This window comes from Cupriavidus sp. KK10 (genome assembly GCF_018223725.1).
GTDB classification, from domain to species: Bacteria; Pseudomonadota; Gammaproteobacteria; order Burkholderiales; family Burkholderiaceae; genus Cupriavidus; species Cupriavidus necator.
In genome coordinates, this window is sequence record NZ_CP073677.1 from 992923 (window position 1) to 1018545 (window position 25623).

At 66.7% G+C, this 25623-nt stretch carries 23 protein-coding genes and 1 tRNA gene; 15 read left to right on the forward strand and 9 right to left on the reverse strand.

From position 1 onward, the window contains the following. Positions 1 to 7: 7 nt before the first annotated feature. The 11 genes from KB879_RS04885 (at position 8) to KB879_RS04935 (ending at position 8925) form a co-directional block, all read left to right on the forward strand. On the forward strand, positions 8 to 856 hold the full coding sequence (locus KB879_RS04885) for a type II secretion system F family protein (RefSeq protein WP_211980847.1): 849 nt from the start codon (positions 8 to 10) through the stop codon (positions 854 to 856). 12 nt (positions 857 to 868) lie between these two features. Then, positions 869 to 1750 (forward strand): type II secretion system F family protein, encoded by an 882-nt coding sequence (locus KB879_RS04890; protein WP_211980848.1) that lies wholly within the window; start codon positions 869 to 871, stop codon positions 1748 to 1750. Beyond that, positions 1747 to 2112: a DUF192 domain-containing protein gene (locus KB879_RS04895; RefSeq protein ID WP_211980849.1), complete on the forward strand. Its 366-nt coding sequence runs from the start codon at positions 1747 to 1749 to the stop codon at positions 2110 to 2112. The genes KB879_RS04890 and KB879_RS04895 overlap by 4 nt, the downstream gene beginning before the upstream one ends. Continuing rightward, positions 2109 to 2819, forward strand: a complete 711-nt coding sequence (locus KB879_RS04900) for a TadE family protein (RefSeq protein WP_211980850.1) — start codon at positions 2109 to 2111, stop codon at positions 2817 to 2819. The genes KB879_RS04895 and KB879_RS04900 overlap by 4 nt, the downstream gene beginning before the upstream one ends. 123 nt (positions 2820 to 2942) lie before the next feature. Next, positions 2943 to 3356, forward strand: coding sequence for a hypothetical protein (locus tag KB879_RS04905; protein ID WP_238553043.1), 414 nt, complete (start codon positions 2943 to 2945; stop codon positions 3354 to 3356). Positions 3357 to 3414: 58 nt separating this feature from the next. After that, entirely contained in the window at positions 3415 to 4785 is a 1371-nt protein-coding gene (locus tag KB879_RS04910; RefSeq protein WP_013955958.1) for an OmpA family protein, read from the forward strand. Then, entirely contained in the window at positions 4785 to 5549 is a 765-nt protein-coding gene (locus KB879_RS04915; RefSeq protein ID WP_211980851.1) for a lytic transglycosylase domain-containing protein, read from the forward strand. Before KB879_RS04910 ends, KB879_RS04915 begins: the two co-directional genes overlap by 1 nt. After that, positions 5546 to 5887, forward strand: a complete 342-nt coding sequence (locus KB879_RS04920; RefSeq protein WP_211980852.1) for a hypothetical protein — start codon at positions 5546 to 5548, stop codon at positions 5885 to 5887. The genes KB879_RS04915 and KB879_RS04920 overlap by 4 nt, the downstream gene beginning before the upstream one ends. A gap of 66 nt (positions 5888 to 5953) precedes the next feature. Continuing rightward, positions 5954 to 6760, forward strand: a complete 807-nt coding sequence (locus tag KB879_RS04925) for a hypothetical protein (RefSeq protein ID WP_013955961.1) — start codon at positions 5954 to 5956, stop codon at positions 6758 to 6760. A gap of 140 nt (positions 6761 to 6900) precedes the next feature. Then, the gene (locus KB879_RS04930; RefSeq protein ID WP_211980853.1) at positions 6901 to 8514 is read left to right on the forward strand and encodes a DUF342 domain-containing protein; all 1614 of its coding nucleotides are present in this window, start codon (positions 6901 to 6903) and stop codon (positions 8512 to 8514) included. Positions 8515 to 8769: 255 nt separating this feature from the next. Further along, positions 8770 to 8925, forward strand: a complete 156-nt coding sequence (locus KB879_RS04935; protein ID WP_013955963.1) for a hypothetical protein — start codon at positions 8770 to 8772, stop codon at positions 8923 to 8925. Between the two features lie 61 nt (positions 8926 to 8986). Here KB879_RS04935 and KB879_RS04940 read toward each other — a convergent pair whose 3' ends face one another. Continuing rightward, positions 8987 to 10099, reverse strand: a complete 1113-nt coding sequence (locus KB879_RS04940; RefSeq protein WP_371827390.1) for a CapA family protein — start codon at positions 10097 to 10099, stop codon at positions 8987 to 8989. Between the two features lie 245 nt (positions 10100 to 10344). Here KB879_RS04940 and KB879_RS04945 point away from each other — a divergent pair, with 245 nt between their 5' ends. Together KB879_RS04945 and ppk2 are read left to right on the forward strand one after the other, a co-directional pair. Next, positions 10345 to 11733 carry an FAD-binding oxidoreductase gene (locus KB879_RS04945; protein ID WP_211980854.1) on the forward strand — a complete coding sequence of 463 codons (1389 nt, stop codon included), beginning with the start codon at positions 10345 to 10347 and terminating at the stop codon, positions 11731 to 11733. Positions 11734 to 11861: 128 nt separating this feature from the next. Then, entirely contained in the window at positions 11862 to 12779 is a 918-nt protein-coding gene (gene ppk2 / locus KB879_RS04950; protein ID WP_153956839.1) for a polyphosphate kinase 2, read from the forward strand. 343 nt (positions 12780 to 13122) lie between these two features. On the opposite strand, the gene KB879_RS04955 is transcribed toward ppk2, so the two are convergent. From KB879_RS04955 to pepN, 3 genes are all read right to left on the reverse strand, one after another. Then, positions 13123 to 13198 (reverse strand) — tRNA-Thr (locus KB879_RS04955). Positions 13199 to 13348: 150 nt separating this feature from the next. Further along, positions 13349 to 14365, reverse strand: coding sequence for a class 1 fructose-bisphosphatase (locus KB879_RS04960; RefSeq protein WP_013955968.1), 1017 nt, complete (start codon positions 14363 to 14365; stop codon positions 13349 to 13351). 97 nt (positions 14366 to 14462) lie between these two features. After that, positions 14463 to 17159, reverse strand: a complete 2697-nt coding sequence (pepN, locus tag KB879_RS04965; RefSeq protein WP_211980855.1) for an aminopeptidase N — start codon at positions 17157 to 17159, stop codon at positions 14463 to 14465. A gap of 270 nt (positions 17160 to 17429) precedes the next feature. Between pepN and KB879_RS04970 the strand changes: the two genes are divergently transcribed. Both KB879_RS04970 and KB879_RS04975 read left to right on the forward strand, forming a co-directional pair. After that, entirely contained in the window at positions 17430 to 18053 is a 624-nt protein-coding gene (locus KB879_RS04970; RefSeq protein ID WP_211982124.1) for a DUF4136 domain-containing protein, read from the forward strand. Between the two features lie 342 nt (positions 18054 to 18395). Continuing rightward, positions 18396 to 20717 (forward strand): NADP-dependent malic enzyme, encoded by a 2322-nt coding sequence (locus KB879_RS04975; RefSeq protein ID WP_013955971.1) that lies wholly within the window; start codon positions 18396 to 18398, stop codon positions 20715 to 20717. A 110-nt stretch (positions 20718 to 20827) separates the two neighbouring features. Here KB879_RS04975 and KB879_RS04980 read toward each other — a convergent pair whose 3' ends face one another. The 5 genes from KB879_RS04980 to KB879_RS05000 all read right to left on the reverse strand — a co-directional run bounded on the left by KB879_RS04980 (position 20828) and on the right by KB879_RS05000 (position 25562). Next, positions 20828 to 21073, reverse strand: coding sequence for a hypothetical protein (locus KB879_RS04980; RefSeq protein ID WP_013955972.1), 246 nt, complete (start codon positions 21071 to 21073; stop codon positions 20828 to 20830). Positions 21074 to 21313: 240 nt separating this feature from the next. Then, positions 21314 to 22381 carry a porin gene (locus KB879_RS04985; RefSeq protein ID WP_153956841.1) on the reverse strand — a complete coding sequence of 356 codons (1068 nt, stop codon included), beginning with the start codon at positions 22379 to 22381 and terminating at the stop codon, positions 21314 to 21316. A gap of 183 nt (positions 22382 to 22564) precedes the next feature. Next, positions 22565 to 23083: a 2-oxo-4-hydroxy-4-carboxy-5-ureidoimidazoline decarboxylase gene (gene uraD / locus KB879_RS04990; RefSeq protein ID WP_211980856.1), complete on the reverse strand. Its 519-nt coding sequence runs from the start codon at positions 23081 to 23083 to the stop codon at positions 22565 to 22567. Further along, complete coding sequence (gene puuE, locus KB879_RS04995) at positions 23080 to 24030, reverse strand: allantoinase PuuE (protein ID WP_211980857.1); 951 nt, start codon at positions 24028 to 24030, stop codon at positions 23080 to 23082. The genes uraD and puuE overlap by 4 nt, the downstream gene beginning before the upstream one ends. Before the next feature lie 125 nt (positions 24031 to 24155). Continuing rightward, positions 24156 to 25562, reverse strand: a complete 1407-nt coding sequence (locus KB879_RS05000; protein ID WP_013955976.1) for a nucleobase:cation symporter-2 family protein — start codon at positions 25560 to 25562, stop codon at positions 24156 to 24158. Positions 25563 to 25623: the final 61 nt, after the last annotated feature.

Below are 25623 nucleotides of genomic sequence, written 5' to 3' on the forward strand. Positions count from 1 at the left end.
AGGCGATATGAACCTTGCGCTGGTGCTGTGCGGCGCCTTCCTGATGACCGTGCTGATTGCTTGGGCCGTGCTGTCGCAGGGCAAGCGCTGGTTCGTGCGGCACACGCAGACGCTGGCGACCGAGGTCGAGGCATCGCTGGCCGATCTCTTCATCTTCATCAATATGCGGCAGGTGGCCGGCATCTCGGTGGTGGCGGTATTCGCGCTGCCGCTGCTGACCTGGCTGGTATCGCAGAACGTGTTCTTCGCGGTGCTCAGCATTCCGGTGAGCCTGCTGCTGCCGCGCGCGCTGGTGAAGAAGATGCAGCGCAAGCGCCTGATGGCCATCGAAGACCAGATGCCGGATGCGCTGCTGATGATGTCGAGCGCGCTGCGCGCCGGCGCCAGCTTCCCGATGGCGCTGGAAAGCGTGGTGGCCGAGTCGCGCCCGCCGATCTCGCAGGAGTTCGACCTGCTGATGCGCGAAGTCCGGCTTGGCGTGGACCTGATGGATGCGCTGCGCAATATGGAAAAGCGCATCCCGGTGCCCGATTTCCTGATGGTGACCGCAGCCATCACGATCTCGCGCGAGGTGGGCGGCAACCTGGCCGAGACGCTGGAGTCGGTGGCGCGCACGCTGCGCGAGAAGCACCAGATGGAAGGCAAGATCCGCGCGCTGACCGCGCAGGGCAAGATGCAGGGCCTGGTGATGACGGGCTTGCCGCTGTTCCTGATCGTGGTGCTGAACCACATGGAGCCGGTGGCGATGGCACCGCTGTTCAATTCGCCGATCGGATGGGGCACGCTGTCCGTGATCGCGGTGATGGAGATGCTTGGCTACAAGGCGATTAGCAAGATCACCCATATCGATGTCTGACCGGGGCCGACCATGATGCTTGTTGTTGCCTTCGCACTTGCCGCCGGCCTAGTCGGCGTGCTCGCCGCCACCACCATGGCCATGCGCCGCCTCACCGTGGTCGTGCCCGACGAGGCGCGCGACTACCTCGACCCGCTGCCGCCGTCGCTGCGCGCGGTCTGGCCGGTGGTGCGCTTCTTCGACCACCATTTCGTCTGGATCACGCCGAAGTCGCTGCGCGCCGCGGTGGACGAGCAGCTGCGCCTGACGGGCATGTCGTTCCTGATGACGGCGCGCCAGTTCCTGTCGCTGTCGATCGTTTCGGCGCTGGCGTTCTGCCTGCTGGCGGGCATTGCCATGCTGGGGCTGGGCCTGTTCTCGCCGCTGCTGTTGCTTGCCGCCGGCGCGCTGGGCTTCTTCTATCCGCGCATCTGGCTGCGCGACGTGCGCAAGCGCAACCTGCTGCAGATCACGCGCCACCTGCCGGTGTTTCTGGATTTCCTGACACTGAGCGTGGAGGCCGGCCTGAACATCAACGGCGCCCTGCTGCAGGCGGTTGAGAAGGGGCCGGAGGGCCCGCTGCGGCGCGAGTTCGAGCACGTGCTGCGCGACCTGAAGTCCGGCCTGAGTCGCGCCGATGCGCTGCGCCGCATGGATGACCGCTTGCGCGTGAAGGAGGTCACCAATTTCGTCGGTGCCGTGATCCAGGCGGAGCGCATGGGCTCGGGGCTGGCCGCCACGCTGCGCTTCCAGTCGGAGCAGCGGCGCACCGAGCGCTTCCAGCGCGCGGAGAAGCAGGCAATGGAAGCGCCGGTCAAGCTGATCTTTCCGCTGGTGGTGTTCATCTTCCCGGTCACCTTCATCGTGCTCGGCTTCCCGATCGTGATGAAGTTCATGCAGGAAGGGCTGCTGTGAGGCAGGCGCGCCTCTACCTGCGGGCCAGCCACGGAACGCTCGACACCGGCGTGCGCGTGTCGGTGGCCGCCACCGCGCGCGAACGCATGGCGGGGCTGCTCGGCCGCGAATCCATGGCGCCGGACGAAGCCCTGCTGCTATCCCCCTGCGGCGCGGTACACACCTTTGGCATGCGCATGGCGATCGACGTGGTGTTTCTCGACAAGCGGCAGCGCGTGCTGGCCGTGCACCCGTGCGTCGGGCGCCAGCGAGTGCGTGGCCACTGGCGCGCGCGCCAGACGCTCGAGCTTGGCGCGGGGCGCGCGGCGGCGCTGGGGATTGCGCCGGGCCAGACCCTGGAGATGCGGGAGGAGAGACCATGAGCCACAAGCCGATGCATGCGGCGCGGCGCGGGGCACGGGGACAGTCCGCGGTGGAGTTCCTGATCATCGCGCCGGCGCTGCTGCTGCTGTGCCTGGGCGTGATCCAGTTCGGGCTGCTGTACCAGGCCAAGGCCACGCTCGACCACGCCGCCTTGCAGGCCGCGCGCGAAGGCGCCGTCGACCACGGGCGGCTGGCCAGCATGCGCAAGGGGCTGGCACTGGGGCTGACGCCGCTGTTCGTGCGCTCTGCCGACCGTACCGCGCATGCCACCGGCTATGCCAAGGCCCAGTTCGAAGCCCGCACCCAGGCCAGGATCGATGTGCTGAACCCGACGCCGGCGGCGCTACAGGATTTCGGGCGAAGCGGCTATTACGCCGGCAAGACCACGCGGGAGATCCCCAACGACAGCCTGATGTACCGCGCCACCAGCGCGGGGCCGTCCTCGGGCCTCAATATCCAGGACGCCAACCTGCTGAAAATCCGGGTCACGTACTGCTATGAAATGTTCGTGCCATTTGCCGACCGCACCATCTACTCGCTGGTCAACGGCATCCGGAATTTTGTTGCGACGGGTGCGTACGGTGGCATGGAGGTCCCGACCACGCCCAATTTCTGCACCGGACGGGCCACGCTGGCGTCGGAATGGCGCATCCCGCTCGAGTCCGAGGCGATCGTGCGGATGCAATCGCCATACCGTGGAAACTGACGGGCCCGCAGCCGCCATTTTTGTAAGTATTTGTGAAAATTTGCCGGGATAAGCCCGAAGACACCGATGCCAGAATCGACAAGGTCGACAAAATTGCCGAAGCGGGGTTGTTTGGCGTTGCTGTTGTTGTGTAACCTCGGGTTCGTGCCCCAACCGGCGCTGGCGGCGATGGAGGTGTCGCGCTCCGAAGGCGTGCAGATCATCACCACGCGACGTGCGCCGCCGGCCGCAAGCAGCGCCGTGCCGGCTTCCGCGCCACAGGCGTCGGCGCTGTCCGGACGCGGCAACGCGCCCGACCTCGCGCAGGCCGCCGTCGCGGGTGCCGCGCAGGCGGCGATTCCGAGCGTGGCGGCCAGCGATGAGCGCGAGCTGGTCAAGCGTGCGCTGGCCGAAGAGCAGCGCGGCATGAACGAGGCGATCGCGAATTACGCGCGCGCCAGCAAGGCCGGTGCCAGCCCGGAAACGCTGGCGCCGCTCGAGCGCGAAGTCCGCGCGCGGCTGCAGAAGATCGACATGCTGATGCGCGCCCCGCATTGAGGCGCGCACCGGACAGGCCGGCATCACAAAAAGAAGAAGGGGAAGTACCTTGAAGGGAATGACGTTTGGACTGACGACCCGCAAGGCCGCCATCGGCCTGGGCGTCGTGGCCTTGCTGGCCATGGCCGGTTGCAAGAAGAAGCCCGCTGACAGCGCCGCTGCGCAAGGCGATGCGCAGCCCGCGCCCGCAGCGGCCTCGGCCCAACCCGCGGCATCGGCGCCGGCGACGCCCGCGCAAACCAACGTTGCCGGCCTGTGGTCCGGTGCATTCGTGGTCAACCGCGACAAGGAAGACCGCTCGTGGTATCCGCTGCTCAATGAGATTCCGGACCATGCCGGCTTTATGCGCAACGGCAGCCGGCAGGAGCTGGTGATTGCGCTGGCGCAGGCGTCATCTGTCGACGTGCTGCGCTTTCGCGGCCTGTCCGATGCCGGGGCGCGCAGCAATGCGCGCCATGCCCGCGTCGAAGCCTCCGCCGGCGGCACGCAAGGCCCCTGGACCGTGATCTACGATGCGGATCTGCCGGGGCAGGACGGCTACGATACCCGCGTGCCGCTGGCTCAGCCCGTCAAGGCCGGGGCACTGCGCCTGACGCTTACCGGCAACCGCTGGTCGGGCGACCAGGACGAGGGCCAGATCGGCCTGCAGCAGTTCATGGCCTATGGCAAGCCCGAGGCCGCGGCCGACAAGGTGCGCCAGGTGGGCGGCATCTACCAGTTCCCGGTGGAATTCGGTTCGTCCGGCTACGTGCTGCTTCACCAGGACGGCGCGGCGGTGGAAGGCTGCTATGTGGAAGGCGACTACAGCAACAAGCAGATGAAGATCACGCAGGTGCTGGGCACGATTTCCGGCGGGCTGGAAAACGGCGCCCTGCTGGCCTTCCGGCGCACCACCGAGGGCGCGCCGGAGAAGGGCGCAATGGCATTCAGCCCGGACGGCAGCCATGCCTACGCCGCGCTGGTGAAGGGCGATGCGCGCACCTTCGACAGCGTGCGCGAAGCCGGCGGCTGGCGCCTGGCGGACCAGGCGCCGCCGTGCTTCCCGAAGGCCGAGGCCGCCCCCGATCCCATCGGCCAGGCCCTTGAAGGCGCAGGCCGCGTGCAACTCTACGGCGTCAACTTCGAAACCGATTCCGACGTGCTGAGCGCGGCGGCCCGGCCGCTGCTGGACCGTGCCGCCAAGGCGGTGCTGGCGCATCCCGACTGGCGCCTGCGCGTGGAGGGGCATACCGACAGCACCGGTGGCGACGCGCGCAACCAGCCGCTGTCCGAGCGCCGCGCCGCCGCCGTCAAGCGCTACCTGGAAAGCGCCGGCGTGCCCGCCGACCGCCTCGATGCCAAGGGCTATGGCGCCACCCATCCGCTAATGCCCAACGACACGCCATTCGGCCGCGCGCAGAACCGCCGCGTGGAGCTGGCCAAGCAGTGATGCCAGCGCTTGTGGCCGCGCCGGCGCGCGGTGTGGTGGCGGCAATGCTGCTGGCTGGCGCGGTGCCGGCCGGCGCCGAGATCGTCATGCATGCCGACCGCGGCAGCGGCGTGACCTTCCTTACGTCGCGCAGCGCCGGGACGGCAGAAGTGGCTCCCACTGCGGCGCCCGCTGCGTTGCCGGCGCGGGCGTTTATTGGGCTGCCGACGCAGCCGGTGGCAAAGGCTGCCGTCGTCGCTGGCAAATCCCCACCCTCTGAGCTGGTTGCCCTCGCGCATCGCGCGGCGCAGGCCGCGGCAGTGGACCCGCATCTGCTGATGGCCATGGTGGAGGTGGAGTCAGGCTGGAACCCGCAAGCCACCTCCGTCAAGGGTGCCATCGGCCTGACGCAGCTGATGCCGGCCACGGCACGCATGCTGGGCGTGACCGATGCCTATGATCCGGCCCAGAACCTGCAGGGCGGTGCGTCCTACCTGGGCGGCTTGTTGTCGCGCTTCAACGGCGACACCAGCCTGGCCCTGGCGGCCTACAACGCGGGCGAAGGCGCGGTGCTGCGCCACGGGTCGCGCATCCCTCCGTTTGCCGAGACCCAGGCCTACGTGCCGCAGGTGCTGGGTCGCTATGCGCGCTTGCGCGGCGGCCAGGACGACAGCGCCGCGGCGCCCTTGCGCCAGCCGGCGGCGCCGGCGCAGCGAAGCGGTCTGGTCATCGTCTCGTTCCAGAAAACCCCCGCCTCCGTGGTGAAGAAAAAGGAGAAATCATGAAGTCGTACTGGATCCCGCGTGCCTGCCTGCCGGTCATGCTGGCGCTGGCCGTTGCCAGCTGTGGCAAGGACGAAGGGCGTTCCGCCGCGGCCAGCGATGCCTTGCCGAAAGCCTGCCAGGAAGCCGAGGCCGCGCAACGCGCCTGCACCGAGAACATGGCGGCCAAGCTCGACAAGTCGGGGCAGGCCGCGGCCGCCCAGACCCTGCGCGACGGGCTGCCCGGCGAGCTGGAATCGATCCGCACGCGCTGGGCCGGCGTCTCCGACAAGGATGGCCTGGCGCAGTCCTGTGCGACGGTGCGCGACAGCTTCCGCGACATGCCGCAGTGCAAGGATTGACGCCTGTCCGCCGCAGCGCCAGCGTGCCGGCGCCTTGTTGAACAGACCCTAATGGAGAGGCGACAGATGCCGAAGAAATCCGACCGCGCGACCGCGCGTCAATCCCTCGACCGCCGCACGGCGCTTGGCGCAAGCCTGGCCCTGGCTGCGCTGCTGCTCCCGGCAGCCGCTGCGGCCGGCGTCTGCGATGCGCCGTGGATGCATGACGGCGGCGAGATCCGCATGACCATGCAGGGCGGTGCGCCGGGCACGGCGACCATGTCCGTGTCCGGCGTGCGCAAGTCGGGCAAGGGCCAGTGCAATGCCAATATCAGCGTCGTGTCGAATGTGGCCGCGGCCGGCTCAGCCAACGAGACGCGGCTGGACTACACCATGGCGGTGATCGAAGACCGCCTGACCATCTCGCGCGGCGGCGCGCCGGGCAAGGTCGAGGGCAAGAGCGCCGCCGGCACGGCATCGGGCATGCTCGACAGCAGCGCGGTCGGCACGCTGGCCTACGGCGGCGTCATTGAAGCGGAAGGGCAGCGGCTGCCGGGCGAGTCGCAGACCGTGCGCATGGACCTGCAGATGACCGCCGCCGGCCAGAGCGCCGGCCAGGCCAAGATCCCGTCCGCCAAGGTCACCATCGGCGGCAAGGTCGTCGGCAAGCGCGCGACCATTCCCACCCGCCTCGGCCAGAAATCCTGCTGGCCGGTCCGCTACGAGCGCAGCACGACCATGGCGCCGGTCACCGTGGCGGGCCACACCGTGTCGGTGCCGCCGGCGACCGCCAGCGTCACGGACTGGTACTGCCCCGACATGGGCCTGGTCATGAAGCAGGAGGTCGTGCAGAACGGCCAGACCGGCACCATCGAGGTGGTCTCGGTCAGATAACCCGGGCATCGTCCGGATCATCCCCCCACGCGGGGTGCTGTGCGCTAAAGTTCTCCGCGCGGCTGCCGTTGGTTATGGATCGATAACAAGCGGAGCGCCGGCACCCGCCGCGCGGCTCCACAAGACGATTCAGGGGACGCATGACGCATGAGTCGGGTTTGCGCCTGGAACTTGCCGAGCCAGGCGAGCAGGTGCATGCGCGCTACACGCCGCAGCCGGGCAGGCTGCCGCCGGACCAGGCCAGCCTGCGCCAATGCCTGGACAGCCTGGGCTGGGCCGGCGCGCGGCTGGATGCGCGCGCGGTGGCGCAGTTCCTGGCGCAATGCCAGCGGGCCGAGCATGAGATCGATGCCACCATCGGTGCGCTGATCGACGGCGCCTTCGAGCTCGACATCACCGCCGACGGCCTGGCCGTGCGGCTGACGCTGCTGCCAGCCGAAGGCGGCCGCCCGGTCAGCGCGGAGGACATCCGTCGCGCCGTGGCCGAACGCGGCGTGGTGGCACCGGTCCAGACCCTGGCATTGGACGCCGCGCTGGCCGAAGGCCGTTGCGAGCTGCGCACCATTGCCGCCGGCGTCGCGCCGCGCCAGGGTGAGCCGGCGCGCTTTATCAACCTGCTCGAACCGCGCAAGCCGGCGCAGCCTGACGACGAGGCCGGCAAGGTCGACCTGCGCGACCTGGGCAACCTGCTGCTGGTCAGCCCCGGCACGCCGCTGATGCGGCGCATCCCGGCAGTGCATGGCAATGACGGCATCGACGTATTCGGCAAGCCCGTCGCCGCCGATCCGGTCGATGATCCGCCCTTTGCCGAAGGCCTGACCGGCGCTGCCGCCGATGCCGACGATCCGGAGCTGCTGCGCGCGGTGATCGCAGGATCGCCGGTGGTGGGCGTGCACGGCATCTCGGTCAGCCCGGTGGTGCAGGTGGACTCGGTTGACCTGCACTCAGGCAACGTGGCGTTCGACGGCACGCTGCGCGTGTCGGGCGATATCCGCACCGGCATGTCGGTCAATGTCAGCGGCGACGTGGTGGTCGAGGGCACCATCGAAGCCGCCAACGTCGAGGCCGGCGGCAATGTCATCGTCAAGGGCGGCATCATCGGCAAGGCCGACACCGGCCGCGCCGAAGGCGGCATCAGCCGCGCCAGTGTGCGCTGCAAGGGCGCGGTGAAGGCGCGCTTTATCGAGAACGCCGTGGTCGAGGCCGGCACCGAGGTCAACGTCGAAAGCGGCATCCGGCAGAGCGATGTTGCTGCCGGCGAGCGCATCGTGGTGGGCGGCACCGGCGCGCAGGGCAGCATCAGCGGCGGCCGCAGCCGTGCCTTGCTGGCGGTGCGCGCCGCGGTGCTGGGCGCACCTGCCGGCACCGCCACCAGCATCCAGGTCGGCCTGAATCCTTTTGCCGACGCACAGCGCGCCGCGCTGGAAGCCGAGCGCCGCCGCATGCTGGCAGAGCAGAACAAGGTCAAGCAGCTGGTGGATTTCTTTGCCAAGCATCCCGAGAAGGCCGTGGGTGACCTGCGCGAAAAGGCGCGCGCGACACTGTTCAAGCTGTCGCGCGATCTGTTCGAGCTGGAGGCACGCCTGACCGAACTGGGGCAGCAGATGCAGCCGGCCGCCGAGGCCGTGATCGACGCCGCGCGCCGCATCCATGGCGGCGTCACGCTGCAGGTTGGCAGCCGCGTGCTCAAAGTGATGGAAGACAAGCCTGGCGGCCAGATACGTCTGGTCGACGACCGCATCGCCGTCAGCTGAACGCGCGCTGTTATCCGCGGGGATTTGTACTATGCTGCAGTTATGTCCTGGGGTGCCGCAGGATGGGCGAGAGAGCTAGAGTCGGGCAGTGAATGAAGAAGCGGATCAGCACTCTGCGGAAGCGTTACACGGAACCAACTCACGTGGCACTGGAATAACCGGAAGGCCAGCCATCAAGGCTGGCCTTTCTGTTTTCCGTGATGGCTGCCAGGCGAACTACACTGAAGGTGCAACCATTATCCAAAGGAGGTTGCTATGGCCGCCACCTTGATTACCGCGCTGGTCCTGATCGCCCTTGTTGCGTGCGCCGCATTTACCATCTGGATGTTGCGGGAAAAGAACCCGACGCTGCTGCAGCAGCAGGAGCAGTCAGTGCGCACATGGTTTGATCACATGATCCATCGCCACTGACGCCTGGCGATTCGATTTCGTGCAGCCCGCCGCCACGGCGGGCTTTTTCATGGACTGAGGCTCATGCGGCCCACAAGCGCAGTTCATGCAATCCGCTTCGCTCCACCCGGGTGCCGAGTGCCCGTCCCTCGTCTTCAAACATGGCCTGCAGCCACGTCATATCCACTTCGCGCGCGTAGGCCAGACGGAAATGGCTGCGCCGCAACGGCACCAGCCGCAGGTCGGCGCTGCCGCCGGCATCGAAGCTGACGAAGGCCATCAGCGCCAGGTCCGGCCGGTATTCGTCGTAGCCACCGATGCCTTCGTAATCGTTGATGAAATCGCCGCAGCCGTACAGGATCGGCTTGCCGGCATGCAGCTCAATCCCCAGCGGATGATGCGAGGAATGCCCGTGCACAATGTCGATTTCGCCGCTTTCCACCAGCCCGCGGGCGAAGGCGCGTTGCGCGGGGTCGATGTGGTAGCCCCAGTTCGGGCCCCAGTGGATCGATACCACCACGACGTCGCCGGCACGCCTGAGCTTGCGCACCTGTGCGGCAATGCGTTCGCGCGAGGCAACGGACCAGTCTTCCAGCAGGTTCACGCCGGAATGTCCGGCGCTGGCGCGCCACGCCGCCGGGGTGCCGGCATTTTCCATGGCGAGGGCCAGCACCAGCACGCGGCCGCCGCCGGGCAGCGGCAGCTGTACGGCGTGCGCCGCGCTCGCCTCGTCGGGGCCGGCGCCGGCATGCGCGATATGCGCGCCGTCGAGCGCCGCCAGCGTATCCGTCAGGCCCGCGCGGCCCCAGTCCATCACATGGTTGTTGGCCAGCACCGCACAGTCGATGCCGGCGGCCTGCAGGCAGGCGATATTGCCCGGATGCATGCGATAGTGCACCGCCTTGCCGGGCCAGGCATCGTCGCTGGTGGTGATGGCGGTTTCCAGGTTGACGATGCGCGGCCGCGCAACACGGCTTTCCAGTTCCGCCAGGGCATCGCCCCACGGGTATTCCGGCGAGGCGGGGCGCGCGATCGGGCCGGCCTTGTGCTCGGCCAGGCGCACGTAGTCGAGCGCGGAATGCACATACGATTCATGCAGCAGCGGCTGGCTGGGATGCGCGAGGATCTGGTCGATGCCGCGCCCGGTCATTACGTCGCCGCACAGGAACAGGGGAGGGTGGCTGGCTGTGTTCATGGCGCAGACGGACGGCGCGAGGGCGCCATGCCGGCTGTTCATTCATGATAGGCCGGCAGGGTGGCGGCGCGGCATGATCGCGTTGCGGCACTTGCCATGGAGATTGTGCGCGTGGGGCCAGAGCCCCATTTACATTTAGGTGGTGCCTGCCTTAAATGATGTAGTCATCGGTCCTCGTGGCCATTTCCCTGCACCCAGACGCCGCGCGCCGTCCGATGTTTCCAACCAGCATCGGGAGGCACACTATGGCCCAGCCATCGCAGGAACACATTGAGGCACTCAAGACACAGCTGCGCGGGCGCCTGCTGCAGCCGGACGACAGCGGCTACGACGAAGCGCGCCGCATCTGGAACGCGATGATCGACCGCCGTCCGCCACTGATCGTGCAGGCCGCGGGCGCTGCAGACGTGATCGCCGCGGTCAACTTCGCGCGCGACCATGGCGTGCTGCTGTCGATACGCGGCGGCGGCCACAATATCGGCGGGCTGGCGATCTGCGAGGATGGCATGGTGCTGGACCTGTCGCAGATGAAATCCGTGCGCATCGATCCCCACGCGCAACGTGGCTTCGTGGAGCCTGGCGCCACACTGCGCGATTTCGACCATGAAGCGCAGGCCTTTGGCCTCGCCACGCCACTGGGCATCAACTCCACCACCGGCGTGGCCGGGCTGACGCTCGGCGGCGGCTTCGGCTGGCTCAGCCGCAAGTTCGGCACCACCGTCGACAACCTGGTGTCGGCACAGGTCGTGACTGCCGACGGCAAGCTGGTGCGCGCCAGCGCCGACGAGAACGCCGACCTGTTCTGGGCGCTACGCGGCGGCGGCGGCAACTTCGGCGTGGTGACGATGTTCGAGTTCCGGCTGCACCCGGTCGGCCCCGAGGTCTATGGCGGGCTGATCGTCTATCCGCTGGAACAGGCCGCCGCGGTGCTGCCCGCCTATCGTGAACTGTTCAAGTCGATGCCGGACGAGCTGACCGTCTGGGTGGTGCTGCGCCAGGCGCCGCCGCTGCCGTTCCTGCCGCCCGAGGCGCACGGTAAGCCGATCGCGGCACTGGCGATCTGCTATATCGGCCCGCCTGACAAAGGCCCCGAACTGGTCGAGCCTTTGCGCAAGCTCGGCACGCCCTACGGCGAGCATGTCGGTCCCATGCCGCTTACGGCATGGCAGCAGGCGTTCGACCCCTTGCTGACGCCGGGCGCGCGCAATTACTGGAAATCGCACAACTTCGCCGGGCTGGACGACGGCCTGATCACGATGCTGATCGAGCAGATCGGAAAGCTGCCCTCGCCGCAATGCGAAGTCTTTATCGGCGCCATGGGCGGGCAGACCAACCGCGTCGCGCCTGACGCGACTGCCTACGCCAGCCGCGACGCCAACTTCATCATGAACCTGCACGGGCGCTGGGACGCGCCCGCTGACGACGACAAGTGCATCAGCTGGGCCCGTGAAGTGTTCCGCGCGGCAGCGCCCTTTGCACTGGGCAGCGTCTATGTGAACTTCCTGACGCAGGAAGAAACCGACCGCATTGGCGCGGCCTACGGGCCCAACTACGACCGGCTGGTCGAGGTGAAGCGGCGCTACGATCCGGGCAACCTGTTCCGCCATAACCACAACATCAATCCAGCGGCGTAACTGGCGTAACCTGCAGGGACAGGCAGGAAGGCGGGGCAGGGCGGGTGGCCTGCCCCGTTTTCACGCGGCTGCAATACTGGCATGCGAGTATCGCCGCGACCGCGTTGTATCCACAGGGAGCAGATCAGATGAGACCGGGCGAAGCAGAATTGGTGCGGCGCATCCACAACGAGGTGGCCGACTACTACGACGAAGAGATCGAACTGGAACTGGACGACCGCGAAGCCAGCGAGGCCTTCGGCGATCCGGTGCACCTGGACGACGAGGCCGAGCAGGACAGCCGCCGCCACTATTTCCGCGAGCTGTTCCGCCTGCAGGGCGAACTGGTGCGGCTGCAGAGCTGGGTGGCCGCCACCGGGCACAAGATCGTCATCATCTTCGAAGGACGCGACGCTGCCGGCAAGGGCGGCGTGATCAAGCGCATCACGCAGCGCCTGAACCCGCGCGTCTGCCGCGTGGCGGCGCTGCCCGCGCCCAACGACCGCGAACGCACCCAGTGGTACTTCCAGCGCTACGTGGCGCACTTGCCCGCCGCCGGCGAGATCGTGCTGTTCGACCGCAGCTGGTACAACCGCGCCGGCGTCGAACGCGTGATGGGCTTCTGCTCTGACGAGCAGTATGAAGAGTTCTTCCGCTCCGTGCCCGAGTTCGAAAAGATGCTGGTGCGCTCCGGCATCCAGGTGATCAAGTACTGGTTCTCGATCACCCACGACGAACAGCGTCTGCGCTTCCTCAGCCGCATCCACGATCCGCTCAAGCAGTGGAAGCTGAGCCCGATGGACCTGGAATCGCAGCGCCGCTGGGAGGACTACACCAAGGCCAAGGAAATCATGCTCGAGCGCACGCACATTGCCGAAGCGCCGTGGTGGGTGGTGCAGGCCGACGACAAGAAGCGCGCACGGCTGAACTGCATCCATCACCTGCTGAGCCAGGTCCCCTATGCGGACGTAGAGGCGCCCAGCGTGGTGCTGCCGGGGCGCGAACGGCATGAGGACTATGTGCGGCAACCGGTGCCGAAGGAGATGATCGTGCCGGATGTGTATTGAGGAATCAGACCCTAGGGTTTGCACGGGGTGCGCCATCGTCCCCCTGCGGTAGACGGCTACCTATAATGAAAACAGCCACCTGTAAATCCAAGGGTGGCCGTTATCGTGGAACTGCTAGTTTTTTGGGCGGCCATGCTTGCTGCCTACCTTCTGATGAAGCGTGCCGGCTGCTTCAGCCAGCCGGTGCTTTATCCCGATTTAGATCATCCCTTCCGCTACTGGTGGGCGCAACGGCTGGGGCGCCCGCTGCCACCGCCGGCTTTGCCGGATCCCAGGCAACAAAAAACCCGGAGAGCGTGACGCTGTCCGGGTTGGCTTGTGTGGGCGATGCCCTGGAATTCTGTGGTGCCGAAGAGAGGAATCGAACCCCCGACCTTCTCATTACGAATGAGCTGCTCTACCGACTGAGCTACTTCGGCAACATGTTCCGGTGAACTGGAACAGCCCGCAATAGTAGCAGCGTTTTTCCGCCTTGTGAACCCCTTTTGTGTCGCCCGTGCCATCCGGCCGGGGCCGAAAGAAAACGGGGCGCCACCTGGGCGCCCCGTCCTGTTGCCGCGCGGCCGGAATCAGGCCTTGCCTTCGGCTTCCAGGTGGTAGCGGGTGACGCGTTCCACTTCGTTCTTGGAGCCCAGGATCACGGAGACGCGCTGGTGCAGTTTTTCGGGCTGCACGTCCATGATGCGCTGGTGGCCGTTGGTGGCGGCGCCGCCGGCCTGTTCGACCAGCATGGCCATCGGGTTGGCTTCGTACATCAGGCGCAGCTTGCCCGGTTTTTCCGGCTCGCGCTTGTCCCACGGGTACATGAAGACGCCGCCGCGGGTCAGGATGCGGTGCACGTCCGCAACCATCGAGGCGACCCAGCGCATGTTGAAGTTCTTGCCGCGCGGGCCTTCTTCGCCGGCCAGGCATTCGTCGATATAGCGGCGCACGGGCGGGGCCCAGTGGCGCATGTTCGACATGTTGATGGCGAATTCCTTGGTGTCGTCCGGGATCGTCACGTTGGAGTGCGTCAGCACGAAGCTGCCTGCCTCGCGGTCGAGCGTGAACATGTGCACGCCGTTGCCGACGGTCAGCACCAGCGTGGTCTGCGGGCCGTATACGGCGTAGCCGGCGGCGACCTGGTGGGTGCCGGGCTGCATGAAGTCGGCCTCGGTCACGGTCTGGCCCGGCTTGGGCATGTGCAGCACCGAGAAGATGGTGCCGATCGAGACATTGACGTCAATGTTCGACGAGCCGTCCAGCGGGTCGAACATCAGCAGGTATTCGCCCTTCGGGTAGCGGTTGGGAATCTCGTAGAACGATTCCATTTCTTCCGACGCCATGGCGGCGAGGTGGCCGCCCCATTCGTTGGCGTCGAGCAGCACTTCATTGGCGATCACGTCCAGCTTCTGCTGGGTTTCGCCCTGGACGTTGCCGGTGCCGGCCGAGCCCAGCACGCCGGCGAGGGCGCCCTTGCTGACGGCGTTGGAAATGGCCTTGCAGGCGCGCGCGACCACTTCGATCAGCAGCCGCAGTTCGGGCTGGATCGTGTTGTGCTTGCGCTGCTCCTCGACCAGGTAGCGGGTGAGGCTGATGCGAGTCATGGTTGGTTCTCCTTGGATGGCCGCAATTCTACATGCCCGGCCGCGCTTGGCCGGGCAAAGGGGGCGTTGGCGGGCCTCCCTGTGTCGTTCCCGCCGCTCAGGCCGCGAGCGCCTTGCCGACGATCTCGCGCACGTCGCGCGACAGCGTGCTGCTGGCGGCGACGCGTTCCAGTTCGGCGCGCATGCGGTCGCGCAGCGCCAGTTCGTATTTCTGCCAGCGGTCCATCACCCGCGCCAGGCGCGCGGCCACTTGCGGGTTGATGGCATCGAGCGCCAGCACCTGGTCGGCCCAGAAACGGTAGCCCGAGCCGTCCTGGGCGTGGAACTGCGCCGGGTTGCCGGAGCAGAAGCTGAAGATGAGCGAACGCGCGCGGTTGGGGTTGCGCAGGTTGAAGGCGGGGTGCTCCATCAGCGCGAGCACGGTGTCGATGGTGCGCTTGCCGGCGTGCGGGCCGACTTCACCGCGCTGCATGCCTTGCAGCGAGAACCATTTGTCGATCACCAGCGGGTCGTCCTCGAAGCGCTCGTAGAAGTCCGCCAGCGCATGCTCGCGCCCGGGGGCGAAACTGTTGACCAGCGCCGACAGCGCGGCGAAGCGGTCAGTCATGTTGTCGGCGTTCTGGTACTGCTGCTCGGCCAGCGCCTGCATCGCGGCGTCGCCGCTGTCGGCCAGGTAGCCGAGCGCAAGGTTGCGCAGTGCGCGCCTGGCGGCGGATGTGGCATCGGGCGAGTAGTTGCCCGGCGTGGCGTTGCCCTCGTAGGCGGCGAGCCAGTCGGCCTGCAGCGCGCGCGCCAGGCCTTCGCGCATGAACTGGCGGGCGCGGTGGATGGCGGCGGGATCGGCCACGCCCATGCGCTCAGCCAGGTAGGCCTCGGCGGGCAGCACCAGCGCCTGTTCGCGGAAGGCGGGATTGAGCGTGTCGTCGGTCAGCACGGCGCCCATGGCCTGCACCAGCGCGGGCTCGAGCTTGAGCTCGCGCCCGGCCTGCACGTCTGCCACCATCTGCAGCAGCGCGCGCGTGGCCAGGCGCTGGCCGGCTTCCCAGCGGTTGAAGGCGTCGCTGTCGTGCGACAGCTGGAAGGTCAGCTGCGCGTCGGTGTACTCGGCATCGACGATCACCGGCGCCGAGAAGTTGCGCAGCAGCGAGGGCAGCGGGGCACTGGCGCCGCGCGGCAGGTTGATGAAGCGGAAGCGCTGCTCGGCCTGCGTGAAGTCGAGCACGCGCGTGGTCGCTCCGGGCGTGCTTTCGCCTTCGAGCTGCAGCGGCAGGTCCTTGCCGTCTGCGCCAAGCAGTCCGAGCGCGAACGGGATATGGAAGGGCTGCTTCTCGGGCGTGCCGGCGCGGGTCTCGATGCCGACCTTGGGGCAGCGCTGCGACAGCGTCAGCGTCAGGCTGCCGTCGTCGCCGTTCCAGTCCGTGCGCGCCGTCACCACCGGGGTGCCGGCCTGGCTGTACCACAGGCCGAACTGGCTCAGGTCGCGGCCGTTGGCATCGGCCATTGCCGCACGGAAGTCGTCGCAGGTGACGGCCTGGCCGTCATGGCGCTGGAAGTACAGGTCCATGCCCTTGCGGAAGCCCTCGCGGCCGAGCAGGGTCTGGTACATGCGCACGACTTCGGCGCCTTTCTCGTACACGGTGACCGTGTAGAAGTTGTTGATCTCTTCATAGCTGTCGGGGCGCACCGGGTGCGCCATCGGGCCGGCGTCCTCGGGGAACTGCACCTGGCGCAGCACGCGAACGTCCTCGATGCGCTTGACCGCGCGGCCGGATTCCGAGCCCATCATGTCGGCCGAGAACTCCTGGTCGCGGAACACCGTCAGGCCTTCCTTGAGCGAAAGCTGGAACCAGTCGCGGCAGGTCACGCGGTTGCCGGTCCAGTTGTGGAAGTACTCATGGCCGACCACCGCCTCGATATTGGCGAAGTCCGTGTCGGTGGCGGTCTGCGCGTTGGCCAGCACGTACTTGGTGTTGAAGATGTTCAGGCCCTTGTTCTCCATCGCGCCCATGTTGAAGTCGCCCACGGCGACGATCATGAAGCGATCCAGGTCAAGTTCCAGCCCGAAGCGGCGCTCGTCCCAGCGGATCGAATGGATCAGCGAATCCATAGCGTGGCGGGTCTTGTCGAGGTCGCGCGCCTCGACCCAGACCTGCAGCAGCTTGTCCTTGCCGGAGGCGGACTGGATCCGTTCCTCGATGCATTCGAGCTTGCCCGCGACCAGCGCGAACAGGTAGGCCGGCTTGCGGAAGGGGTCTTCCCACACGGCTTCGTGGCGGCCGTCGGGCAGTTCTCGCTGGCTCACCAGGTTGCCGTTGGACAGCAGCACCGGATAGGCGGCGCGGTCGGCGCGCAGCGTGACGCGGTAGGTCGCCATCACGTCGGGGCGGTCCAGGAAGTAGGTGATGCGGCGAAAGCCCTCGGCTTCGCACTGGGTGAAGAAGTTGCCGTTGGACACGTACAGGCCCGACAGCGTGGTATTGGCCGCGGGCTGGCACGCCGTGGTGATCTCCAGCGTGCCCTGCGCCGGCAGGCCGGGGATGGTCAGCGTGCCGGCATCCTGGGTCGCGTTGGCGACCGGCTTGCCCTCCAGGCTGACGCCGATCAGTTCGAGTTCCTCGCCGGCCAGCACCAGCGGTGCGTCGGGCGCGCCGGCCTGGCGCGCGAAGCGCAGCGTGCTGGTGACCACGGTGCGCTGGGGATCGAGGTCCAGCACCAGCTCGGCGTGGTCGATGGCGAACGGCGGCGGGGTATAGTCCTTGCGATAGACGGTAACGGGCGTGTCGGTGCGCAGCATGGAAAGATCCTGTCTTCGGAAGACCGTTAGGAAAGGGGGCGGGCCATGCGCGCGGCAGCGAAGCATGGCGCTGAAGTCCTCATTGTAGCCAAGGGGTCGGGGCGCGGCCCGGCGCAGCACGGCATCGGCATGCTGCGGGGAATTCCGCGCCGGCGGCGTGGTCTCAGAGACACGTGGGTATTCAGAGGAAAGCGAGGTAGCACTATGTGGCAGCGCGCAGGCGGTGTCGGCAATGCAGGAGCGGTGGGGCCGCGCAGGTGGTGGGGGGCGATGGCGTTGCTGGCGGCGCTGTTGCTGTCAGGGTGCGCCAGCACAGTGGTGACCGATGTCACGGCGTTCCGCCAGCCGGGCTGGCAGAACGATGCGCCGCGCACCTACAGCTTCGAGCGCAGCGCCGAGCAGGCGGCGCAGCTGGACCGCCAGACCTATGAGCAGTGGCTGGCCGCGGCGCTGGCGGGGATCGGCTTCGAGCAGGTGCCGGCGAAACAGGCGCGCTATCGCGTCAGCATGGACTTCGATGCCGCGCCCGGCATCGTGCGCGTGGCCGAGACCGTCTACTCGGACCCGTGGTACGGCCCGTGGGGCCCTTACTGGGGGCCCGGCTACTACCGCCCCTACGGGCCCTGGGGTCCGTGGGGCCCATGGGGGCCGGGCTACTGGCCGCCGCAGACCGTGGTGCGCGACGTGCCGGTGACGTTCTCCAGCCTGCGGGTGTATTTCAGGGATGCGGCCAGCGGCAAGCGGATCTACCAGGTCACCGCGCAGAACCAGACCGAAAACGGCAGCCTGCCGGCGGTCATGCCCTACCTGATCCGCAGCGCCTTTACCGACTTCCCGGCCGAGAGCGGCCGTCCGCGCAGGGTGACGCTGGAGGTCGAGAAAAACTCAAAGTAGGGCAGCCGGGGGCCGGCCGCGCGGTCCTGGCCAGGCGATGCGTGCGGATGCATGCAGGGGCATGCGTCTGCACCCGCATTGCATACGCAATGGTAAAAGCTGTTTAACTGGAATAATCCACTCAAAAAACGGCCTGCAGGCGGGCTGTGGTGGTACTTTGCGCGGACACGTGGGCTAGAATGGTTGCTCGATTTTTCCGGCCTGTCTGCCGGAATCGCCAGTTTCGCTGCCAGGCGTTGTCATTCGCTGCCGGCCCGTATCCTGAGACTTCTCGATCGGGCCCGAGCCGGTTCTTGGCGGGAGAGGGGCGCTTCCGGTCCGGGCCATTTTCCGGACGAGCCAATGAGCAGCAAGATTAGCGGTGATGCACCGCAACATGCCCCGAACAGTCCTGAAGCGCAGCTGCGCCTCGCTGCGCTGGAATACCACCGCAGCCCCACCAAGGGAAAGATCCAGGTAACCGCGACCAAGGCGCTGTCCAACCAGCGCGACCTGTCGCTGGCCTACTCGCCGGGCGTGGCCTATGCCTGCGAGGAAATCGCCAAGGACCCCGCCACCGCCGCCGAGTACACCTCGCGCGCCAACCTGGTGGCCGTGATCACCAACGGCACCGCCGTGCTGGGCCTGGGCGATATCGGCCCGCTGGCCGGCAAGCCGGTGATGGAGGGCAAGGGCTGCCTGTTCAAGAAGTTCGCCGGCATCGACGTGTTCGACATCGAGCTCGACGCGCGCGACCCGGACAAGATCGTCGAGATCGTTGCCGCGCTCGAGCCCACGCTGGGCGGCGTGAACCTGGAAGACATCAAGGCGCCGGAATGCTTCTACATCGAGCAGAAGCTGCGCGAGCGCATGAACATCCCCGTCTTCCACGACGACCAGCACGGCACCGCCATCATTTCGACCGCGGCGCTGCTCAATGGCCTGAAGGTGGTCGGCAAGGACGTCGGCAAGGTGAAACTGGCCGTGTCCGGCGCCGGCGCGGCTGCCATTGCCTGTCTGGACACCATGGTCAGCCTGGGCGTGAAGCGCGAGAACATCTCGGTGGTGGACTCCAAGGGCGTAATCTACGTTGGCCGCGACGTCAACATGGAAGCCAACAAGGCGCGCTACGCACAGGACACCTCGGCGCGCACGCTGGCTGACATCGTCAAGGACGCCGACGTCTTCCTGGGTTGCTCGACCGCCGGCGTGCTGACCGCCGAGATGGTCAAGACCATGGCCGACAAGCCCATCATCCTGGCGCTGGCCAACCCCGAGCCGGAAATCCGCCCGGAAGTGGCCAAGGCCGCGCGCCCGGACTGCATCATCGCCACCGGCCGTTCGGACTACCCGAACCAGGTCAACAACGTGCTGTGCTTCCCGTACATCTTCCGCGGCGCACTGGATTGCGGCGCGACCAAGATCACGGAAGCGATGAAACTGGCCTGCGTCAAGGCCATCGCCGAGCTGGCCGAGGCCGAGCTGAACGACGCCGTTGCCGCCGCCTACGGCGGCCGTGAGCTGAAGTTTGGCCCGGACTACATCATCCCGACCCCGTTCGACCAGCGCCTGATCGAGAAGATCGCGCCGGCGGTGGCCAAGGCCGCGGAGGAATCCGGCGTGGCCACGCGCCCGATCAAGGACCTCGAAGCGTATCGCCAGCAGCTGTCCACCTATGTCTATCACACCGGCCTGATCATGAAGCCGGTGTTCTCGGCCGCCAAGGCCGCGCCCAAGCGCGTGGCCTACGCCGAGGGCGAGGAAGAGCGCGTGCTGCGTGCCGTGCAGACCGTGGTGGACGAAGGGCTGGCGCGCCCCACCCTGATCGGCCGCCCGCACGTGATCCAGATGCGCATCGAGAAGGCCGGCCTGCGCCTCAAGGCCGGGGTGGACTTCGACCTGGTCAATCCGGAAGAAGACCCGCGCTACCGCGCCTACCACGAGGCCTACCACGCGCTGCGCGGTCGCGACGGCGTGACGCCGGACATGGCCAAGGTGGCGCTGCGCCGCTCCAACACGCTGATCGGCACGATGCTGATGCACATGGGCGATGCCGATGCGCTGCTGTGCGGCACGGTCGGCCGCTTCGAGGCTCACCTCGAGCACGTGCGTGACGTGATCGGCCTGGCGCCTGGCGCCAAGGTGTTCGCCGCGATGAACGCGCTGATGTTGGAGAAGCACACGCTGTTTATCACTGACACCTTCGTCAATGACGATCCCTCCGCCGAGGAACTGGCCGCGATCGCACAACTGGCCGCTGAGGAAATCGCGCGTTTCGGCCTGGTCCCCAAGGCCGCGTTGATGTCGCATTCGATGTTCGGTTCCTCGACCCGTCCGTCGGCGCGCAAGATGCGCGAGGCTGCGGCTATCCTGGCCAAGGTGGCACCGCACCTGGAAGTGGAAGGCGAGATGCAGGGCGACGCCGCACTGGACGAAGACGTGCGCCGCCACTTCCTGCCGTCGACCAAGCTGGCCGGCAGCGCCAACCTGCTGGTGATGCCGACGCTGGACGCGGCCAATATCGCCTTCAACCTGCTCAAGATCACGGGCGGGCAGGGCGTGACGGTGGGCCCGATCCTGCTGGGCGCGGCCAGGCCGGTGCACATCCTGAACCCGCAGGCGACCACACGCCGTATCGTCAACATGACGGCGGTGGCCGTGGCGGAGAGCGGCGCGGTGCGCTGATGCGCTGAAAACGAAGTCACCAAGAATGCAAAAAGCCGGGTCGTCTGACCCGGCTTTTTGTTTGATGCTGCCCCGCGGCAATCGCGGGGGGAAGGCACTTGACGTGGTTGCTATTGCAGCACGTTGTACTGCTCGCGCATCACGACGATGATCGACTTGGCCGCGGCCAACTGCGTGTCGAGGTTTTCAACATATTCCTGCGGGAAATCGACCTCGGCGCTCCAGTTGCATCCGGTATGGTCAGGCTGGTGCATTCGCACCGCGTGCAGTTCGCATTCGCCGCACTCGGGGTTGTTGTCGAGGCACTGGTTCAGGATGGCCATCAATTCGGAACGGGTCTTCGGGTAGCGCCGCATGAATCACCTCTCTCAATGTCGTTTTGAGGGTCCGGAACACCAATCTAGGAAGCGTGAAGGGGGGCTTCCAATTGAATCCATCTATGAAATGCTAGCTTTCGATCCGTATTGCCGGACGGCATGCGATGGCGCGGCGCAGCATTGCGGTGGCAGATTTCCGCGCAGTGTGATGCGAACGCGGCAATGAAAAAGCCCGCCGGAAGGGCGGGCTGCAGGACTGCCGGTGAGACGGTTACGTCATCAGAACTTGTGACGCACGCCCACGCCGAAGGTATCGCCGTGCTCGATGCCGGTGATCTTGTCGTAGTAGTAGGCGGCGTACACGTCGGTGCGCTTGGACAGGTTGTAGTCGTAGGCGACGGCAAACGTGTTGCGCTTGAAGTCACCGATTGCGTTCTCGGTCTTGCCATAGGCGTAGGACGCCAGCACGTTGCCGGCACCGATCGGCACCGAGGCCCCGACCTGACCGTTGGTGTGCTTGATGTCGCCGCTGGCGGCCGTGCTGGCCTTGGTCTTGATGTACTGGCCCTGGGCGAACAGCTTGACCACCTTGAAGTCGTATGTGATGCCGCCCAGGACGGCGTCCTGGCGGCTGAAGCCCGCGCTCGACAGGTCGTCGGGAACCGCGTTGAAGCGGACCTGCTGGTACGCGACGGTCGCGGCGAACGGCCCGTTGAAATACATCAGGTTGCCGCCCCACTTGTTCTGGCCCGCGGCACCTGCCTTCTCGCCTGCCGAGTAGATCAGGTTCGCGCTCAGGCCGCCGAAGTTCGGGGTGGAGTACAGCACCGAGTTGTTCCAGCCCGAGTCGCCGATGATGCCCGGGTCCACCACGCCATTGCTGGCGGCACCGAAGTAGGTGTGGAAGATGGTCGGCGAGAACACGTACGAGTCGACCAGCGGGTTGAACAGGATGGTCGAGATGAAGTACGGGGTCGTGTTGCGGCCCAGCTTCAACGTACCCAGCTTGTCATTCTGCAGGCCGACGTACGCATTGCGGCTGAACATCGAATCCCCGTTGAAGCGGCCGCTGTTGCCGCTGTCCGTGCGGAAGAACCCGTTCAGATCGAAGATGGCCTTGGTGCCGCCGCCCAGGTCTTCGGTGCCCTTGATGCCCCAGTAGGACGTCTGCATACCGCCCGAGTTGGCCACCCATGCGCGCTCGCCCGAACCCGGGCTCTTGACGCCGCCGACGAACATGTCAGCCTGGCCGTACAGCGTGACGCTGGACTGGGCCATGGCCGCGCCGGAAAAAAGGGTAGCCGCTACCACCGCCAGCTTTAGTGCCGGCTTGTACTGCTTCTGCATTGTTAGACCTCCGTGGTTTGATCGATCCTGCTTGGAACGTTGTGTACTGGGTCCCTGTCGGGTTCTTCTAATGTCTTGGTGCTTTTATTCGTGCCGCCTGGCCTGGCTCGGTGGTGGGTGGTACATGGGGTGCCGGCGGCATCGGGTACAGCGTTTTTTGTTATACAGGTGACGCTTTTTTGCTCAGGCGGATACTAAGTCGTCAAGCCGGAACTGCGCAATGCGATGGATCTGGTTGATGCAAGTTTGCAACTCGTGCTGCGGCGTGTTTTCCAGGCGGCGCGCGAACTCCGCGATGATCCCGTGGCGGTCGTAGCCGCGCACGGCCAGGATGAACGGGAAGCCGAATTTCTGGTTGTAGGCCGCGTTGAGCGACTGCAGGCGGTCGAACTCCTCGGGCGTGCACAGGTTCAGGCCGGCGCCGCTTTGCTCGCGCGTGGACTCGGCGGTCAGCTCGCCGCGCACGGCGGCCTTGCCGGCCAGCTCCGGGTGAGCGCGCACCAGCTTGAGCTGGGCCGCCTCGCCGGCTTCATCGACGGCCTTGCGCAGTGCCTGCGCCAGCGCGGCACCGTCGGCGAAGGGCCGTTGCGCGGCAGCGGCCTCGGCAAACCACGGCGAATGTTCGTAGATGCCGCCCAGCACCTGCACGAACTCCGCGACAGGCATGGTGTTGAGTTGGGCGATGGTGTAGGTCTGGCTCATGCTTGGTTCCGGGGGGTGTAGGGGTGGGTATCGGCCCAGTGGCGGGCGATGTCGACACGGCGGCAGATCCACACCTTGTCGTGTCCCTGCACATAGTCGAGGAAGCGCTGCAGCGCGCGGAAGCGGCCCGGGCGGCCGAGCAGGCGGCAGTGCATGCCGACCGACAGCATCTTGGGGCTGTCCTGTCCGCTCGGGTCGCCTTCCTCGTACAGCACGTCGAACGCGTCCTTGAGGTACTGGAAGAATTGTTCGCCGGTATTGAAGCCCTGCGGCGTGGCAAAGCGCATGTCGTTGGAGTCGAGCGTGTACGGCACCACCAGGTGCGGCTTCTTCTCGCCGCCGGTGACTTCGACTTCGGTCCAGAAGGGCAGGTCGTCGCCGTAGTAGTCCGAGTCGTACAGGAGGCCGCCGTGCTCCACCACCAGGCGGCGCGTGTTGGGGCTGTCGCGGCCGGTGTACCAGCCCAGCGGCAACTCGCCGGTCAGGTCCTTGATGATCTGCATGCCGATGCGCATGTGCTCGCGCTCGGTGGCTTCGTCGATGCCCTGGTAGTGGATCCAGCGCCAGCCGTGGCAGGCGATCTCATGGCCCAGTTCGACAAAGGCGCGGGTCAGTTCAGGATGGCGCTGCAGCGCCATCGACACGCCGAAGATGGTCAGCGGCAGGCCACGCTTCTCGAACTCGCGCAGCAGGCGCCAGACGCCGGCACGCGAGCCGTATTCGTAGATGCCCTCCATGCTCATGTGGCGGTCGGGGTAGGCCGCGGCGCCGACGATCTCGGAGAGGAACTGCTCGGAGGCGGCGTCGCCGTGTAGCACGCAGTTTTCGCCGCCTTCTTCGTAGTTGAGGACGAACTGCACCGCAACGCGCGCGCCGCCCGGCCAGCGGGCGTGCGGCGGCCGGGCACCGTATCCGATGAGATCGCGTGGATAGTTATCTTTGGTCATGTGTCTTTGCTTGCTTCAGGAAAACTTCCGGCACCGCCGCGCCGCCCGCAAGCGCCGACCATCACGCAATGTACGTGCCAGTCGTGCCGGCGGCGGTGCCGGATACTTCGATACCGTTGCTTCGGTTACTCGGTGCCGTGCGAGTTGGCGGCGGCGTTGCGCATGGCCTCCTCGCGCGACTGGATGCCGTTGTAGAACAGGTTCAGCGCCACGGCCACGATGGTGCCCAGCACGATGCCGCTGTGGGTGAACGGACCGGTCCACTTCGGCAGGTACTGGAAGAAGGTCGGTGCCAGCGTCGGGATCATGCCGGCGCCGATTGAGATGGCGACGATGAACAGGTTGTAACGGTTGCGGTTGAAATCGCACGAGCCCAGGATGCGGATGCCGGTGGCGGCCACCATGCCGAACATCACGATGCCGGCGCCGCCCAGCACGAACTGCGGCACCGAGGCCACCACGTGGGCCATCTTGGGGAACAGGCCGAACGCGATCAGGATGATGCCGCCGGCAGCCGCCACGTAGCGCGAGCGCACGCCGGTCACTGTCACCAGGCCTACGTTCTGCGAGAACGAGGTGTACGGGAAGGTGTTGAAGATGCCGCCGATCACGGTGCCCAGGCCGTCGGCGCGCAGGCCGCGGGTCAGGTCCTCGTTGCTCAGCTTCTTGCCGGTGATGTCCGACAGCGCCAGGAACATGCCGGTGGATTCCACCAGCGTGATCAGCATGACGATGCACATCGACAGGATGGCGGTCACTTCGAAGGTCGGGATGCCGAAGTGCAGCGGCGTGATGACAGCCATGAAGCTGGCTTCATCCAGGCCTTCGAAAGACACCTTGCCCATCGCCATCGCCACCAGCGTGCCGGCGATGATGCCCAGCAGCACTGCGCAGTTGGCCACCAGGCCGCGGCCGTACTTGGTCAGCAGCAGGATGATCAGCAGCGTCAGGCCGGCAATGCCGAGGTTGGCCAGGTCACCGTAGGCGAGGTTGGGCACCTCCTTGACCACGCCGTCGATCACGGCACGGGTGGTGGGCTGGCCGCCGGCCGCCCAGTTGATGCCCACGCGCATCAGCGACACGCCGATCAGCGTGATCACCGTCCCGGTCACCACCGGCGGGAACAGCCCCAGCATGCGCCCCATCATCGGCGCAATCAGGATGCCGAAAATCCCCGACGCAATCACCGCGCCATAGATGCCGAGCAGGCCGACATTGGGATCGGTGCCGATGGCGATCATCGGCGCCACCGAGGCGAAGGTCACGCCCATCATCACCGGCAGGCGGATGCCGAACTTCCAGAAACCAAAGGCCTGGATCAGCGTGGCCAGGCCCGCGGCGAACAGGTCGGCGTTGATCAGGAACGCCAGCTGGTCCTTGGGCAGCTTGAGCGCGCCACCCACGATCAGGGGCACGGCAACCGTGCCGGCGTACATCACCAGAACGTGCTGCAACCCGAGCGCGAGCAGGCGCCCGGAAGGCAAACGCTCGTTGGTGAGGTCCGTCGGGACCGTGGTGCTTGCGGAATTCATGGGTGCGTCTCCTCTCCTTTGGTTTGATGGGAACACCACTGCCATGGCCCCGGTTCTGGAT